14 protein-coding genes are annotated in these 17749 nt (G+C 42.0%); 7 read left to right on the top strand and 7 right to left on the bottom strand.

The genetic code is table 11. The features are described from left to right. Positions 1-159: 159 nt before the first annotated feature. Complete coding sequence (locus NMG48_RS10920) at positions 160-309, bottom strand: hypothetical protein (RefSeq protein WP_271251598.1); 150 nt, start codon at positions 307-309, stop codon at positions 160-162. A gap of 170 nt (positions 310-479) precedes the next feature. Here NMG48_RS10920 and NMG48_RS10925 point away from each other — a divergent pair, with 170 nt between their 5' ends. After that, positions 480-1349 (top strand): methylated-DNA--[protein]-cysteine S-methyltransferase, encoded by an 870-nt coding sequence (locus NMG48_RS10925; RefSeq protein WP_271251599.1) that lies wholly within the window; start codon positions 480-482, stop codon positions 1347-1349. Here NMG48_RS10925 and NMG48_RS10930 read toward each other — a convergent pair. Continuing rightward, a complete protein-coding gene (locus NMG48_RS10930) occupies positions 1346-1984 on the bottom strand; it encodes an NADPH-dependent F420 reductase (RefSeq protein ID WP_271251600.1) in 639 nt (212 codons plus the stop codon). The genes NMG48_RS10925 and NMG48_RS10930 overlap by 4 nt on opposite strands. A gap of 90 nt (positions 1985-2074) precedes the next feature. Here NMG48_RS10930 and NMG48_RS10935 point away from each other — a divergent pair, with 90 nt between their 5' ends. Further along, positions 2075-3007, top strand: a complete 933-nt coding sequence (locus NMG48_RS10935; RefSeq protein ID WP_271251601.1) for a LysR family transcriptional regulator — start codon at positions 2075-2077, stop codon at positions 3005-3007. Positions 3008-3071: 64 nt separating this feature from the next. Here the strand turns inward: NMG48_RS10935 and NMG48_RS10940 are convergent, their stop codons facing one another. From NMG48_RS10940 to NMG48_RS10950, 3 genes are all read right to left on the bottom strand, one after another. After that, the gene (locus NMG48_RS10940) at positions 3072-3581 is read right to left on the bottom strand and encodes a hypothetical protein (RefSeq protein ID WP_271251602.1); all 510 of its coding nucleotides are present in this window, start codon (positions 3579-3581) and stop codon (positions 3072-3074) included. A gap of 40 nt (positions 3582-3621) precedes the next feature. After that, complete coding sequence (locus NMG48_RS10945; protein WP_271251603.1) at positions 3622-5433, bottom strand: lipase family protein; 1812 nt, start codon at positions 5431-5433, stop codon at positions 3622-3624. A 158-nt stretch (positions 5434-5591) separates the two neighbouring features. Beyond that, positions 5592-6806, bottom strand: a complete 1215-nt coding sequence (locus NMG48_RS10950) for a M20 metallopeptidase family protein (RefSeq protein WP_271251604.1) — start codon at positions 6804-6806, stop codon at positions 5592-5594. Positions 6807-7026: 220 nt separating this feature from the next. Here NMG48_RS10950 and NMG48_RS10955 point away from each other — a divergent pair, with 220 nt between their 5' ends. The 3 genes from NMG48_RS10955 (at position 7027) to NMG48_RS10965 (ending at position 9515) form a co-directional block, all read left to right on the top strand. Further along, positions 7027-8148: a phosphotransferase enzyme family protein gene (locus tag NMG48_RS10955; protein ID WP_271251605.1), complete on the top strand. Its 1122-nt coding sequence runs from the start codon at positions 7027-7029 to the stop codon at positions 8146-8148. Positions 8149-8298: 150 nt separating this feature from the next. Further along, positions 8299-8880 (top strand): Uma2 family endonuclease, encoded by a 582-nt coding sequence (locus NMG48_RS10960; protein WP_271251606.1) that lies wholly within the window; start codon positions 8299-8301, stop codon positions 8878-8880. 5 nt (positions 8881-8885) lie between these two features. Then, entirely contained in the window at positions 8886-9515 is a 630-nt protein-coding gene (locus NMG48_RS10965; protein WP_271251607.1) for a DUF7003 family protein, read from the top strand. 262 nt (positions 9516-9777) lie between these two features. Here the strand turns inward: NMG48_RS10965 and NMG48_RS10970 are convergent, their stop codons facing one another. Then, positions 9778-10293, bottom strand: a complete 516-nt coding sequence (locus NMG48_RS10970) for a GNAT family N-acetyltransferase (RefSeq protein ID WP_271251608.1) — start codon at positions 10291-10293, stop codon at positions 9778-9780. 291 nt (positions 10294-10584) lie between these two features. Here NMG48_RS10970 and NMG48_RS10975 point away from each other — a divergent pair, with 291 nt between their 5' ends. Together NMG48_RS10975 and NMG48_RS10980 are read left to right on the top strand one after the other, a co-directional pair. Continuing rightward, positions 10585-11382, top strand: coding sequence for an LmeA family phospholipid-binding protein (locus NMG48_RS10975; protein WP_271251609.1), 798 nt, complete (start codon positions 10585-10587; stop codon positions 11380-11382). Positions 11383-11439: 57 nt separating this feature from the next. Then, positions 11440-13356, top strand: a complete 1917-nt coding sequence (locus tag NMG48_RS10980; protein WP_271251610.1) for a bifunctional serine/threonine-protein kinase/formylglycine-generating enzyme family protein — start codon at positions 11440-11442, stop codon at positions 13354-13356. A gap of 33 nt (positions 13357-13389) precedes the next feature. Here the strand turns inward: NMG48_RS10980 and NMG48_RS10985 are convergent, their stop codons facing one another. Continuing rightward, entirely contained in the window at positions 13390-17169 is a 3780-nt protein-coding gene (locus tag NMG48_RS10985; protein WP_271251611.1) for a CheR family methyltransferase, read from the bottom strand. Positions 17170-17749: the final 580 nt, after the last annotated feature.

Here is a 17749-nt window from a genome sequence, read left to right on the forward strand (position 1 = left end):
AAGTTAAGTTAAGCACAAAAAGATACCAGTCTCTCTCACAGTAAAACTGAGTATAGAAGAAGACAAAAGACTGCTCGAAATCAGCCAAATAATAGACGGACAACAATCTTGTAATCAGTGTTTTCAGCATTTCATGCTCTGGCGAAAGCGTCACGATTTCTACTGCGCCTTTGAGATAGGTGAGATGGAAGTTTTGATGTCCAGAAAATAGCTCAATGAAAGCTCAATGAAAGTTTGATATTGCTGCCAAGTTATGTCATGGAGAGCAATACGTGGTTCAGCGATCGCGTTTAAACTATTCCCATTCATAAAAACTATCTATTCTAATCCACCAACAAGAGAGCTTTTGGAGACCGCATAGCTAACTAGTCTACTAGGATTTTAGGAGATCACAAGAATCGCAAGAAACGGTTAGCTTAAATATCAAATCATTGCTAAATTGAGTGTAAATCCTCGTATTGCTGAGCATGAACTCCCCGATGGACAAATTTCTAGATGAGAATATGGGCGATCGCGCAACCTATGAACTGATGGCAAAAGCGATCGCCTTTATTCGGCAGAACCATCGACAACAGCCAGACCTCGCGGCGATCGCGCAGCAGGTACATTTGAGCGAATATCACTTTCAGCGCTTGTTTACCAAATGGGCGGGAATTAGTCCCAAGCGATTTTTGCAATACCTGACGGTGGAATATGCTAAGTCCAAAATTGCGGAAACAAAGAACTTATTGGAACTGACAGGAGATATCGGTTTATCTAGTTCAGGACGCTTGCACGACCTATTTGTGAACCTCGAAGCAATGTCACCACAAGAGTTTAAGACTGGCGGTGCGGGTTTACAGATTTGCTATGGCATCCATGAAACGATGTTTGGTGATTGCCTGATTGCTACGACAGAGCGAGGTATTTGTAATTTGTACTTTCTCGATGGAATGGACGATCAAGCTGTCGCATTAATGTTGCGAGAGGAATGGGCAAACGCCGAGATTATTGGCGATCGCCAAATTACTCAACCAATTAGCGATTGCCTATTTAGCCATCTTCCTAATTTGAATACCACCAAGCAACCACCCCTCACACTCTATGTCAAAGGTACTAACTTCCAAATTCAAGTATGGCGAGCGCTTCTGCGAATACCCTTTGGCGGAATTACCACTTATCAGGGCTTAGGGCGATCACTTGGTCGTCCCAATGCTGCTAGAGCGATCGGTAATGCTGTTGGCAGCAATCCCGTTAGTTTTCTGATTCCCTGTCATCGTGTGATTAGAGAATCAGGTGAATTAGGTGGCTATCGCTGGGGATTAGAACGTAAGACAGCTATATTGGGCTGGGAAGCTAGTCATCACTAGCGCTGCAACATTGCCCAAACAAAACCTGCACCTTTACCTTGAACTCTTGCCATCTGAATCCATAGCAAAGTCATATGTTCTAAATGTAAGCTCATGGATAATTTACCTGTATCTACTGGTTCCCATCCTAATTGGGAACAGAGAGAACTTACTGTCTCTTTAGCTGATTGATCGTTACCAGCAATCAACATTGCAGGTTTGAGATCACCATAGCCAGCATAGGTACTATCTTCAAAGTTCTCAAAACCATAAATAGTAAATGCTTTCACCACATGGGCATTAGGGATAAATTCTTGAACAGTTTCACTGCCAGAGGTTTGACTTTGCAAACCATGCGATAAATTTGCACCAACGGGATTAGTGCAATCCACTAAAATCTTGCCATCCAGCAATGATTTCACAGGAGCAAGTGCCGTCTCGATCGCATTAAAAGGAGTTGCTAAAAATACAATTTCTGCTTCTTGGACAGCTTCTAACGGAGATTTGACGATCAGTTCAGAATTACGGTTAGTAGCTTCTAAAACTGACTTAGATTGTGGATCACGGGCAGCGATAAAGACTTGATGACCGAGTTTTTGTAAGCGATCGGCTAGGGGTGCGCCGACATTGCCAGTGCCAATAAACGCAATTTTCATACGGTTACTCCTAATATCTACTTACATCAAGTGTGGATCGAGTATCATTCATTTGTCCAATGGATAATTTGTATAAAAATCATTCATGGTATGAATTTTAATTTGAGTCAGATTGACCTCAATCTATTGGTAGTGTTTGATGCGCTGATGCGCGATCGCCATGTCACCCGTGCGGGAGAACGAATTGGCTTGAGCCAACCAGCGATGAGTAACGCTCTAGCTCGATTGCGGCATTTGACCAAGGATAGATTGTTTATCAGGGCAAAATCAGGACTACAACCCACACCTGTCGCGATCACCTTAGCAAACCAAATTCAACCTGCTTTGCAACAGATTCAGATAGCGCTGTCATCGGAAGCAGGATTTGAGCCAATGACTAGCAATCGCGTATTTGCGATCGGCATGACTGACTATGTGGAATTTGTGCTATTACCGTCACTGTTAGAGCAATTAGAACAGGTTGCTCCCAATCTTAAAATTCAAGTGCGAACAGGCGATCGGCAGCAGCTTTTTGATTTGTTAGATAATGGCAAAGTCGATCTGATCTGTGGTGTATTTCCTGAACAGATCCCTTGGCATCAAGAACAGTTACTTTTTCAAGAGCGATTTGTTTGTGTCTGTCGTCAAGACCATTTCTTAATTCAAGATTCTCTATCGTTAGAAGAATATCTCACAACTTCCCATCTCCTCATTTCGATTAAAGAAGATATGGTTGGGAGAGTTGATGATACCCTTGCCATCCAAGGACTCAGCCGTAATATCAGACTTTCTATTCCTCATTTTCTGGTTGCACCCTCTATCATTGCGCGTACAGACTTGATTACTACGCTCGCAGAACGAGTTGCGATCGCTTTTGCTAAGGACTTGAACTTAAAGGTTTTTCCTTGCCCCTTAGAAATTGATGGCTTTTCCGTAGTCATGCGCTGGCATCAAAGCACAACCAATCAAAGCACCCATAAATGGCTACGCCAGATTTTTAGCGAAATTGCTGTTCTGACAAATACAATTAGTGAAAACCTATAGCTGCAAGAATGCGTGATGTAAGTAGGCGATCGCTACTTGCAAATTTTGAAGCGATCGCACCGAATTAATTTGATGGCAATCGCAAAGATCTTACTGCTTCATTAAAAATAGGCAAATAGAAATCTTGATCCTCAGTCTTCATGATTGCAACTATTCCACATACAGAAGATGGTAATTGTATAGTTACTTGATATTGAGTTACTGGCATTTTGGTTTCTTCATCAATCATCTTAAAAATATCAATTCGAGTAGGATGATCATCAATATTTTCTATTAGTTGCTCTAATATCTCTAGGGTTTGTGAAAAACTAGACTGTGCCTGTTCTGCCAACAGAATCTCCGATAGTTCTTGATAATTATTCTGATGGTATTCAGCTTCAGGAATTTCAATGATTTTAACGGTTACGCAAGGTGAGTAGGGCTCTGCAAGAGATTGATAATATATATCCGTAGCATAATTTGGATCTTCGCTACTTTCTTGATGCCATCCAATCGGCAAAGTGATGGAAACACCTGTTCTTTTGCCAGAAAATCGTAATTTAGGTTTGGCATTGTTCGCAATATTTATAGGCATAAATGTTTTTAATAACTTGGTTTTCTATTAAATTTTATCTTTACTTTCTTTTGCCGCGTTTCCACAAAGCTTTAGGTATTCCTGTAATCGCTCCACCAACACTTCCTAAAGCCCCACCAGCTAGACCGCCGACACCAGCAGTCACACCACCTGCTAATGCACCTAAACCACCTCCGATCATTTTGCCAACGCCTTTAGTTTTATTCCAAACTCCTCCCTGTTTCCAATTTTCCATTCCTTCCTCTGCTAGATCAGACCCGCCACTCATTAAGGCACGACCTGCGGAGCTGCCCATCTTTGCACCTGTGGACAAACCTTCTATTGCACCTTTACCCGTTTCGTATGCACCTACTGCGATCGCTCCGCCTAATGCTCCAGCCACACCGCCAGCGACAGCACCTACACCGCCAGCAACAGCACCTATGCCACCTGCAACTGTACCTAAACCGCCACCAATCATTTTGCCAACACCTTTAGTTCTATTCCACGCTCCTCCCTGCCTCCAATTGCCAAGTCCTTCTTTAGCAAGTCCCATTCCTCCTTGCGCCACTTCTTTACCCCCAAGTAGTAATGCCGATCCTGGTGCAGCCATTTCTCTACCACGTTCAAAAATGAATTGATTGCCTGCAAAAGGATTATCATCATACTGTCCAACTTTTTGATTTACACCAATCTGGCTATCCCTTAAACCAACTTGCTCACGGGCTTCATCGTCGATGCCTGCCTGCTCTTGTTGTTCTTTGAATGCTTCATCTTGGAGTAAGAATTTAGTGTGATTATTTGGACCACCACTCTCTAAGTTATGTAAAAAGAATTCAGCATTTCCTTTCCCTGCATATAAACCCGATCCGCCAATATGTTTACCACCTGCAAGATCCACGATGTCACCTGTAGCAAGATGATGAACAACTTCTGGTCTTTCATCTTCTTCCATATCATTAACATTGTTATTAAATTGTCGAACTTGTTCTTGACTAATTCCAGGAGCTTGAAAGGTAACTACTTTACTGATGTTACCCGTAAAAGCCGAGGCGGCATGTTGGGCTAATGCACCTCCTAAACTATGCCCAGTCACTACCACCTTTCCCCCAGCTTGACTAATTAATCCTTGGATTTGATCTTGTTTTAACTTAAATGCTGTAAACCCAACTGCAACTGGATCGGCATCAGCTAGTGCATCACCTGTTTTACCGAAGTCAGTTCCTTTAAATGCTAAAACAGGCTGTTTATCAGAGCCCTCTTTGGGCATGATTAATCCACAAAATAAACCCGAACCTTGGACTGTGCCGAGCCAATTCCTTTGATAGCCTTGATTATCCAGCCACTGTCCCATGTCTTCTGGTATTCCATCGATACCTTTGTAGGCAAGCTTATGAGCGATCAATTCATACACAACATCTAAGCTGTCAACTTTGCTTGCAGCATTTTCATCGACTAACTCTCTCTGAATATGGGAAATACCACTGTAACGCTCATTCTGAACTGATGGTTCCAAATTTGAGAGTTCTATATCTTTCTCCCTTCCTTCTTCAATCTTTTCTTCTTTTACATCCTCTGGAAGTTGAACTGGGTGATTGTGAGTCAGTTTTGCTTGAACGATCATTTTCGACCCGAACCGATTCTCTCGTCTTCTTTGAACTGGTATAGCCGATTCGGACTTGGGCGTATTAATTAGCTTCTCTAATATATTCTCAGAAGATTTTAATTTCTCTGATAATGATTTATCCTGCACTTGAGAAACAGATTCTTCCTCTTGTGTTGCTAGTGGAGCAAATGGTCTAGTTTGGAGATTAAGGGATGTAGGCTTTACTGAAGTTACTATCTGCGATAATTTATTATTTATATTCCCCATATCTAGTTGACTCCTAAGGGGTTTGCTCCAAATTTACTACCAAATTTATCAAAGCAAGATTCGCTAAGTAGTATATAACGCCTATCATAGTTTTTCTCTAATCAAGAAGCAAAAAGTAATAATCTCGTTGTGTTCAGATAGATTAAATTCAGAAATTGTTACATAAATCGCTCGACACAACGAGCAAATATTTCCACACCAGTAGCTAAAGCGATTTCATCAAAGTTAAACCGAGGATGATGGTGCGGATAGGCTAAGCCCTTATCTGAATTGGCAGAACCAAGGAAGAAATAGCAACCGGGGACAGCTTCTAAAAAGAAGGATACATCTTCTCCCCCCATTGTTTGACATTCGGGAACGATACCTTCGGGGGTTTCAATTACCGTTTCAGCAACAGAGCGAACTAATTCTGCGATCGCATAATCATTAATTACCGCAGGATAGAGCTTGTGATATTGCAGCTCATATTTTGCTCCGTGAGCTGCACATATCCCCGCGATTACCTCCTCCAATCGAACGGCTAAATTTGCACCCACTTCAGGATTGAAATAGCGCACTGTGCCACTGATTCTGGCAGAATCAGCAATTACATTTACCGCCGAACCAGCATGAAACTCACCAATACTAATTACCGCCGATTCAAGGGGACTGACATTGCGGGAAACAATACTATGCAGGCTATTGACGACTTGAGCGGCAACTAAAATAGAATCAATTGTTTGTTGGGGAAGTGCACCATGTCCGCCACGTCCAATAATTTTACAATGGAAATATTCGGTAGCTGCCATCAATGCGCCACTCCGCACACCAACCGTCCCAAGAGGCAGATTATTCCACAGATGTAAACCAATCAAGGCATCAACCTTGGGATTCTCTAATACTCCTGCCTCAATCATCGGTTTTGCGCCCCCAGGACCCTCCTCGGCGGGTTGGAAAATAACTTTTACCGTACCGCTAAAATCGGCACGATGTTCCCAGAGATATTTGGCAATTCCCAAAGCGATCGCTGTATGTCCATCATGACCACAGGCGTGCATCATATTATCGATTTGAGAGCGGTAACTGATGATATTTTCTTCCTGAATTGGCAAAGCATCCATATCAGCGCGGATGGCGAGGACTTTGCCATTTCCCTTTTTTTTGCCCGTAATCGTAGCAACGATCCCTGTTTGGGCGATGCCTGTTTGATGAGGTATGCCCCATGCCGTTAATTTTTCGGTGATCGCAGTTGATGTGCGTCGTTCTTGAAAGCCTAATTCGGGGAACCGATGAAAGTCTCTACGCCATTGGACGAGGCTGGGCTGCATTTCGAGGATATCTTTCCGAATCTGGAAATTGGTATGGGTAGGTGAGGTAGTAGTAGCAAAGGTCATGGGTTTATGCGGCTTAATGGCAATAGAGAGTTTACTATCTCCAATATAACAAGCTCTGCTTTATCAGGAGTTCAGCATAGTTAAAACCCAAAACCAGATCTTGCGCCGCCCGCGTTGCAGGTGGCACAAGATTCTAGGCTTAGCTACTTATCAACTTGGCTAGGACGGGCTTAGTTTTTGTTATAGTCATCTTGAAATTGCGATATGTATCAGGCGAGACATGGATCAGCACGAACAAACAAAACTAATGGCGATCGCCCAAAAATTCTCGCCACAGCAACAGATCTCGAGGGTCAGCCCTTTTGGTAGCGGTAATATTAATGATACTTTTCTAGTGACATTAGCCTTGAATGAGCAAGGGATAGAAACTCAGTCTTTTATTTTGCAGCGCGTAAATACCAATGTATTTCGGGAGCCACAACTGGTGATGCAGAATATGCGGATTTACTACGAACATGTACGCGATCGCCTCAAAGATGTCCCCCTAGATCGCCGATGGATTGTTCCGCAAATATTATCCACACATCAAGGTGAAGACTATCATCGAACTGAGAGTGGTGAATTCTGGCGATCGCTGAGTTTTATCGCGGATTCACAATCCTTTGATGTGATGGAAAATCGGGAACAGGCGCAAGAAGTTGGCTATGCGTTAGGGACATTTCATCATTTGACTAGTGATTTATTGCCAGAGAAATTAGCCGATACTTTAGAAGGTTTTCATATTACACCACGTTATCTTTTACAGTACGAGGAAGTACTTGCAAAGAGTAATATTTCTAAGTCTCCTGAAGTTGATTATTGTTTAAAAATTGTGAGTGATCGCAAGGGTTTAGCCTATATTTTAGAAGATGCTAAAGCTTTAGGGAAACTACCATTGCGAACAATGCACGGTGATCCGAAAGTAAATAATATTCTCTTTGATAAGCAAACTAATTTAGCAGTGAGTGTGGTCGATCTTGACACGATTAAATCAGGATTAGTCCATTATGACCTTGGCGATTGTCTACGCTCTGGCTGTAATCCTGCGGGGGAAGAGATTGAGAACTGGGAAGGTATAGAGTTTAATACAGAACTTTGTGAAGCAATTTTGCAGGGCTATCTCTCAACAGCACGATCATTTCTGACGGAATATGATTATGACTATATTTACGATGCTATTCGGGTAATTACCTTTGAGTTGGGATTGCGATTTTTTACAGATTATTTAGCAGGAAATGTCTATTTTCATGTCAAGTATCCTGAACATAATTTGTTGCGATCGCTAGTACAGTTTCGCTTATTGGAGAGTATCGAGGCTCAAGAGACAGTGATAAAACAAATAATTATTGAGGCAAGCAAGTAGAATTAGATTTACCACTTCTACTAAGTAGCTAGGTATAAGTAAACTAAAACTCTAGGTTCTGCCCGCATAGCGGGCAGAACCTAGGATTTAATTCTGAGCTACTTATCTTGCTGTTGTAGTAAGATGTAATCAGCGAATGGAATTATATTCATGGTTCAAGCTGCTCAGCCACAAGTTAAGTATCTCTCCTTCGAGGATTACTATGCCTATGATGATGGCACTAAAAATCGTTATGAACTAGTGGATGGAGAATTAGTTTTAATGCCGCCAGAATCAATCTTTAACTCTGATGTATCGATGCGGCTATTATTTGAATTGGGTAAATTTATTCCATTTCATTTGCTAAAATACAAAGAAATTATGATCGAAGTAAATGGACGGAGAGCTAAGGTAAGAATTCCTGATTTGTTGATTTTGGGAGAAGAATGTCGGGCGGCGCTAGAAACCACTACAAGAGGAACAATTGTTTTCGATATGCCACCACCACTGGTGGCGATTGAGGTAGTATCGGCGGGGAGTGAAAATGAATCGCGAGACTATCGCTTCAAACGTTCTGAGTATGCAGCAAGGGGAATTGCAGAATATTGGATTGTCGATCCGATACGGAGCAAAATCACGGTGTTATCTTTGGTGGAAGGATTTTATGAAGAAGCGATCTATACAGGCGATGATTTGATTAAGAGTGAAGTAGTTCCAGAAATAAAAATTAAAGTAAGCGATATTCTTTCCTAAAAACGATGGAATCACCAAAGCAAATTCTCGAATTTCTTGATCGCCGCTTTAATGCGATTGAAATGCCTTGCTTAGGAAATATGAATATTGATTATGTTTCCTCAAGGTTGTTAGCATTTCGTGATGATTCGCGTTGGTTGATTTTGTTTAACTCGATTACTTGGTGTCCTGCGGGACAGGGTTTAACGACTATCGTGGAATGTGTGGGTAATTGCGTTCAGGGTAGACAAGGATTTGATAGCGATCGCACTTTTATTACTGGCAAAATTCAATATGATGAATTGCTAGAGCTTTACAATGTGCAGGTTCGCGATCAACTTATTGCCATCAATGATCTAGATATTATTGCTCATCCTGATCTGTATGTAGATCGCGAGTTGGATATTGCGATCGCCTTATTAGAAAAATACCGTGAAGACTTACTGGCTTGTAGGGATGAATATGGAAAATTTATTCCTGAAGGAATGACTGAAGTTTTGTGTTTAGATGAGTGGCAGCATCCGAATTGGGACTGTCTACCAAGTCAAACTGAAAGTTTTCCAATGATTGCAGAAGTTCTATTTACAGGCAATTCTAATTTGTATAAGAAGCCACAAAACCCTAATACCGATTGGGCTTTATGGTTCCCTAAGTAATTTATAGTCAATTTAAATAGGGAGCAAAGGGAAAGGGAAGAAAATGCCATACAGTATAGAATTACGTCCCTTAATATGAAGTGCTAGCCGTGATTAACGTGAGTTCGATAACGCCATTTGCGCGGCGCTTTGCGCCGCGCAAATGGCGGAAAATGGTAAAAATCGCTTAGCGATTTTTACCATTTTCCGCCTTCGTCGAACTGACGTGAGATTAAGTTCGATAGGTCATACTGACATTGTTAATAGAGTTTCTTTAATGAGATTAGTTGATGATCTTGCCGAGAATAATTAAACTTTGTTCTCTACCATCTAATTCAGCAATTTGTGGTAAAAAGCCCCATTCCTCAAATCCAAAGCTCGTAAACAATTGCAAACTAGCGGGATTATGGGCAAAGATAAAGCCTACGAGTTTAGAGATATTTAGCTTGGGGCAGTTGGCGATCGCATGATCTAGCAATTTTTTGCCAATTCCTTTGCCTTGATAGTTAGGAGCTATATAAATACTGACTTCGGCGGTTTTGTGATAAGCAGGACGACCATAAAACATTTGCAAGCTGAGCCAGCCAATGATTTGTTCATTTTGATCGCTTTGAATATCGTGGCTACCAATAGTCATTACCCAGACGGGATAGCGATCGCCATGCGATCGAAACCAAGATCGGCGACTCTCAACGGAAATTGGTTCAAGGTCGGCAGTCGCAAGACGAGTGGGAATCGCCGCATTATAAATCTCAATAATTGCTGGTAAATCCGTCTCCACTGCCAACCGAATTTGCATATTCACTACTCCTGAATTGGGTGTTTTTTAACTTTTTAACTGATGTTACGTGGAAGATGGTAAAGCCCTCACCCCTAGTCCCTCTCCCGCAGGAGAGGGGAATAAGAAAATATGGGCTTTGCTCTGCGGGAGAAGGGGTTGGGGGATGAGGGCTTTACGTAACGTCTCTGTGCTACGAAAACTTTAAAAACTTTATTTTACTGCGAGTCCCTTACAGCACTTTACTATTTACCAAAACACTACGCCCCTTGCAACTTGCGATATGATTACAGAGATACTCATCGGCATATTATGGAATTATTTGCTGGTTTACTCACAACAGTTCTAGGTATTGCAGGCGCTCCTGGCATTGCGATCGATCGTGTTGCAACGGATTTTTTGCGGAGTCAAATTGTACGGGCAGATGTTTTAGAAGTACGTGTTGACAATGCTCCTAACTATCAGGTCTTATTGGGTAATGTCGATCGCGTTCGGGTAGCTGGTCGGGGAGTATACATTCTAGAATTCCTCCGCATTGATCAGATCGATCTAGAAACCGATCCGATTAGCATTGACCCTAACAGTGTGCAATCAGGGAAGGTTGTTTTACGTCGTCCCTTACAAGCGGCTGTGCGCGTAGTGATGCGTTCTGAAGATATCAATACCGCCCTGCGATCGCCTAAAGTCCAATCTTCCTTTAAAAGTCTTAGTATCGATATCACAGGTACAAACAAAAATCCTGAAATTTTGGACTTGTTAAATCCTGAAGTAACTTTTTTGGAGGGCGATCGCGTTCGTTTAGCAGCAACTCTACAGGCCCAACCGACAGCCGCTAAACCGAAGCCCTCAGCACTCAATGTATCCATCAATGCTGAACTCAAAACCATTGGCGGTACTAGATTGCAAATCGTTAATCCTAAAATCGAACTAGAGGGAACTCCCGTACCTGAAAAGATTGCTCATGCCTTTGCAAAGGGCTTGAATAGCGTCCTCGATCTGCGTCAGTTGGAAAGTAAGGGTATCACGGCAAGAGTTCTCAAATTGGAAGTTACAGAGGGGAAAATGCAGGTGATTGGCTTTGCCAAAATGGATACGATTCCAAATCAATAGATCCAATCCTAAAAATGGCTATGCCATTTTTTTTGATATATCTGTCTAGACATATTTATGAGCCAATGCCTCAACCCTAATTGCAATTACCAAAATTCAGAGCAATCGCCAAGATTGAACTTCTGTCAACAATGTGGCTCTAATCTCAAAATAGGCGATCGCTATCGGGCGTTGCGAATCCTCGGACAAGGTGGATTTGGTAGAACCTTTATTGGTATTGATGAGGCACTCCCTTCCTGTCCTACTTGCGTAATTAAGCAGTTTTTTCCTGCGGATCTTGATAGTGCGGTTAAGGCAGCAGAACTGTTTCATCAAGAGGCAATTCGTTTAGATGATCTGGGTAAGCATCCGCAAATACCAACACTGTTTGCCCATTTGGAGAATGACGGTAGGCAATATTTAATTCAAGAATTTATCGATGGACAGGATTTATTAAAGGAGTTACAGGATCAGGGAGCTTTTAGTGAAGCCAAAATTCGGATGTTGCTGACGGATTTATTGCCAATTCTGCAATTTATTCATGAGCGCAATGTGATCCATCGTGACATCAAACCCGAAAATATTATCCGTCGCCGATTTCCTAGTAACTCTGGCTCGGTAGCGGCAGGAAGTCACGTATTAGTTGATTTTGGTGCAGCCAAGTATGTTTCCTCGGCTGCCATGATGCAAACAGGTACAAGAATTGGTAGCGCCGTTTATGTTTCTCCAGAGCAAGTGCGCGGGAAGGCGATCTTTGCTAGTGATATCTATAGTCTGGGTGTGACCTGTATTCATCTGCTGACCAATGTTTCGCCCTTTGATTTGATGGATATGGATGGGAATTGGATCTGGCGTGATTTTTTAGGAGAAAATTCCGTGAACCCCGTTTTAGGGGAAATTCTCGATCGCATGATTTTATCGGCTCCTAGTCAACGCTATCAGACGGCTCAAGCGGTTTTAAATGATCTAAAAAATGTGAACTCGCCTAGCCACCAAGCCTATGTGCCGCGATTTGCGAGACAGAATAATCAAAGAGCGATCGCGAAAACTAAGATCACACCAGTTACTGCACCGAAGCCCCTCATTCCTGCGATCGCCCCACAGCTATCACAATTTTCCTTTGAGACCGCAACAGTGATGGTCAATCCTACTAAGAACCAAGTTGGTAATCTGGTTAAGCATCTTGGTATGGCGAAACTTTATTCAGCACAATTGCAGATTATTACCAAACAAAAAATTGGATATTCCTATTTTGAAACCTTAGGAAATATCCAAGGTAAACCAATTGGTTTAGAAATGGTATTGATTCCCGCAGGCAAATTTCAAATTGGTTCACCAGCTAGTGAGGCTGAACATACCGCAGAAGAAAGCCCAAGACATGTGATTAATATTCCATCTTTCTTTATGTCGCGCTTTCAAATTACGCAAAGGCAATGGAAAGTATTAATGGATAATAATCCTGCGATTTTTATTGGGAATGTTGATCGTCCTGTAGAAAGTGTGTCATGGGATGACGTGCAGAGCTTTTGCCAAAAACTAGTTGAGCATACAGGTAAACCCTATCGTCTGCCTAGTGAATCGGAATGGGAATATGCCTGTCGTGCAGGAACAATTACCCCTTTTTGTTTTGGTGAGACGATCACAGCCAATCTCGCTACTTACAATGGCGCTATTCCCTACCAATATGCTCCTCAAGGAATTACTAATTCCACGACTACGGAAGTCGGTAGCTATCCTGCAAATGCCTTCGGGCTTCATGATATGCACGGCAATGTTTGGGAATGGTGTGAGGATACTTGGCACGATGACTATGATCTGCTGCCCAAGGATGGTACGGCATGGACACAGGGCGGCGATCGCAGTTGTCGGGTAGTACGTGGTGGTTCATGGCGCGATCCTGCCTATTATTGTCGCTCTGCTAAACGTTATCGCAATGTCGCAAATCAAGGCGATCGCACTACAGGTTTTCGGCTTGCAGTTACGCTCAAGCCCTAATGTTGTAACGCCCGCGTAGCGGGCGTTACAACATTAGGATTCGGGATGTTCTGTTAAGTCTAGTTCAAAGCTAAAAGTACTACCCTCACCGAGCTTACTCTGAACTGTAATTTCACCACCCATTTTTTTGACAAGATTTTGGCTAATCGCTAAACCTAAACCTGTACCTTGGTTTTTCATCACTTCTTCACCCGCCTGCTCAAATGACCAAAATATTCTACTAATATCAGAATCTGCGATCCCGATTCCCGTATCTGTAATCGCAAATCTAATCAACTCACGGAGGTTTCCTGATTGATGATCCTGTGATTGCGCCTTGCTCACTGCAATGGTGATTCCTCCAGTAGAGGTAAACTTGATGGCATTGCTCAATAAATTCAATAGGACTTGTCTTAAACGGTGTGCATCAGCATAGATATTTTCAGGAAGATCGGGGGCAAACTGAGTTGTCAAGGTCAGATTTTTATCAATAGCTTTGCGAGAGACCATATCCACTGTTATTTGCAGAAAATCCTCGAAAGATATTGTACTTGGCTGGATCTCCATTTTATCAGCTTCAATTTTGGCAATATCAAGCAAATCTTGAATTAAGAACAGCAGATGCTGACTAGATTGATAAATCATCGTTGTAAATTCCTGTGTGTCCTTATCTAGTTCCTCATTAAGTTGCAGAAGTTGTGTAAAACCCATGATCGCATTGAGCGGCGTGCGTAACTTGTTGCCCATGCTGCTAAGAAACTTACTCTTCGCTCGACTAGCTGCCTCAGAAGCGATTATTGCCTCAGATAATTCTTGATTTTTGGCAATCATTTGTTGCTTTTGGAGTTTCCGTTCAGTAATATCTTCGATCACAATCAAAATCATTTTGCCAATATCACTCTGCTCAATTTGACAGGCATTGAGTAACATTGTGCGCGTTCCTAATTGCGAAAAATTTTGGGTGATTTCATAGTCATGTACTGAAATATCCATCAACAATGTCTCATTAAGGAGCGATCGCATTTTAGGAATATCCCAATCTCTTCGTCCCAGATCGAAAATTGATTGTCTCTCAATCTGAGCAGCAGTCATTTGAAAAGTTTCATAAAAGGCACAGTTTGCCGTAATTACTTGTAGTTCAAAGTTAAGGACGATCAGGGGCTGTCGCAAAGTCTCTACGATCGCATTGGCATAGTTGCGGGCGGATTCTAAGGCGATCGCATTCCGTTTGAGCAAATTAATATCAATCAAACTGATCACAACACCATCAATGCGATAGTCTGTAGTGCGATAGGGGCGAATCCGCAGACTATGCCAATGTCCTGTGCGATCTTGGACATCCTGCTCATAGGGAACCAAAGTATCAATTACCGATGTCACTAGCTCGATTAGATGTGGAACATCAATATTGGTTTGAATATCGCTAAAAGGTCGTCCTACATCACTGGCAATCAAGTTAAATAGTTGCTCTGCCATCGGGGTAAACCGTCTAATTCGCAAATCGCCTGACAACATCAAAATCGGAATATTCACACTACTGAGCAGATTTTGCAAATCGTTATTGACTGCATGTAATTGCATGTTGCGATTGCGTAACTCATCATTGATTGTACTCAGTTCCTCATTTGTGGCTTGAATTTCTTCCTTCGCTGTTTCTAGCTCTTCATTGGCACTTTGTAACTCCTCATTACTAGATAAAAACTCTTCGCTAGCTACCTTGAGATCTTGATTAGTTGCCTCTTGAGACTCAATGATCGATCGCAAATATTCTTTAGTATTTTCTAACTCATAGGTGAGGCGAATGACTTCGCGTTCTGCTTCTGTTTGCCGTACTTTACGAGATTTTGATAGAGTCCTAATTTCTATGTTAGTGGATACAGATGGATTCGGACGACTCTCGAATAGCACTAAAAAAAAGCGATCGCTATTAATGCGAAGGGGGATCACATCGATCTTCACCAGTAGATTTTGCTGTATCTCAATGCCATCTTTACAAACGGGAATATTTTGGTATTTGGCACTATGAATCAGTGATCGTAACTCTAGCCTTAATTCTGAACGAGCCATTTTTAATAAATTCAAACTAGCTTTACCGGGGGCAGGCTCGAGAAAAGGGCTAGTCTGTCCTCGAAATTTTAAGATTTCCAAATTGGAGTCAACCGTCACACCAACAGGAGCATAGCGATTTAAAACTACTTGATCTGCAATCTGTTCCAAATTGATATCATCAACTAATTCGGTTCCCTTCTCCAGATTTTTTGCTTCGGGGACATAAGTGCTTTTACCAAAGTTAAAATTCATCCGAGGCGGCGTGAGTTTACGCTGATAAATGCGATATTTTTTGTCAGTAATTTCAAACAAATCGGTGGCATTACCAATCCCCTCAGAACTCCCCAAGATCAAAAAACTATCAGGATTGAGCGCATAGTGAAATATCGGCATGATCTTCTTTTGCAAGGATGGTTCTAAATAAATCAGCATATTCCGACAACTGATCAAGTCCAACCGCGAAAAGGGTGGATCGCTAGTTAAGTTCTGCCGAGCAAATACGCATAGTTCCCTGACGGATTTACCAATTTGATAGCCTCCCTGTACGGGCGTAAAAAAGCGTCTTAGTCGCTCTGGAGAGACATCAATTAGTAGATTTTGACTATAAATTCCCTGACGAGCCTTTTCGATCGCTATTTCGCTAATATCCGTCGCAAAAATTTGAATTGGATACCTCACAAGGTGTTCATCAAAAAATTCAAGTAAACAGATAGCAATGGAATAGGCTTCTTCCCCCGTTGAACAACCTACTACCCAAATGCGAATTGGCAGATTAGAGGGTTTATTTTGACAAATTGTAGGAAATACTAATTTTTGGAGAGCGCTAAAGGATTCTGGATCCCGAAAAAAGCTGGTCACATTAATTAGAATATCGTGGTACAGTTGCTCAACTTCATGAGGATATGCTTGCAAATATTGGGCATAGTCATTAAGTTTTTGGATATTCACCAGACCCATACGTCGTGAAATCCTCCGTTTGACTGTGCCTTGTTTGTACTGGCTAAAGTCTACGCCCATCTCATCATGCAATAGCGAAAATATTTGGGTGAGCGCTTCTTGACTCTTCGCAAAAGTTGATGCAACTTCATCATCACATTCATCATAAGGATTCTCATCATCGATCGCCATATTTGTAGTTTCACTTTTAATTTGGCTGATATTGACTAGTTCAGTCACGATCTCCGCAGGTGATAGGACAAAATCCACATAACCTGAAGTGATGGCAATCATGGGCATTGTTGGAAATTCCGCAGAGACAAGATCTTGCGCAAAGGTAACTCCCCCTACGGATTTGATTACTCCTAAACCTGCTGTGCCATCTTCGTTACTACCTGATAGTACAACTGCGATCGCGAGATTGCCACAATCTGCCGCCAAAGAACTAAAAAAGGCATCGATTGCCATATATTTGCCCCGCACGCGCTGCCGAGGTTCCAACTTTAATACTCCCTGCACCAAAGTCATCAAAGTATTAGGAGGAATCACATATACTGAGTTCGGCTCAATCCGCATTCCTTCACTAGCCTCATGCACAGGCATCTCTGTGGTACGTTGCAAAATCTCGCTTAATTGGCTGTCATGCTGTGGTGCTAAGTGTTGAATTAGTACAAATCCCATGCCCGTATCAGTTGGCAGATTTTGCAGTATTTTGGTAAATGCGTCTAATCCTCCTGCCGATGCGCCAATCCCCACAATCATGAAAGATTCTTGTCGATCTTGTTCAGGAGCTAATGATAAATCAGAGAAATCAGTTTCATTGGAATTCGAGTCTGGCTCGGAGATCATTACTTTTGTTGATTATGATATCTTGAGCCTAACATCTAAATCTCAGAATTTGTCCTAAAAGTTCGTTACAGTCTTAAATCTCTTCCTTGAGATTGTCTAAGTGTCTAAAAGCGTGTTTGAGAAGTATCCTACTTAACGTCAGTTCGGGTTAAGCTAGCAAATTTTAAAAGCTCAAAAGTAAAAGCCTTGCTAAGCAAGGCTTTTACTTTTGAGCTTTGAGAGAGGGTTTGCGTAGCAAACCCTCTCTCAAAGCTCGTTTCAAATTATCCAGAACTCGCGTTACCTATCATAAATCTCTGCTTTTATACCTCCGCCCTAAGTACAGGACAAAAAGATTGAAACTCGCTCCCAGCAAGGATTTAATTCAATAGGCTCAAAAGCTTTATCTAGTAACGGTTTCAGGGTGTTTTGGCGTTCTATTTTTGATTTTTTATCCTGTACTTAGACCTCCTACATAAGGAGGGAAACTCACATCTTCTTTGAGAGCAGCAAAGTCATGCTCAATCTTGCGAAAGTCAGGAGAATCAGGAGAATATTGAAAGCATTAAGTGAAGTGTGTAAATGAATGTCATGGGATGGG

The organism is Pseudanabaena sp. Chao 1811 (genome assembly GCF_027942295.1).
GTDB lineage: Bacteria > Cyanobacteriota > Cyanobacteriia > Pseudanabaenales > Pseudanabaenaceae > Pseudanabaena.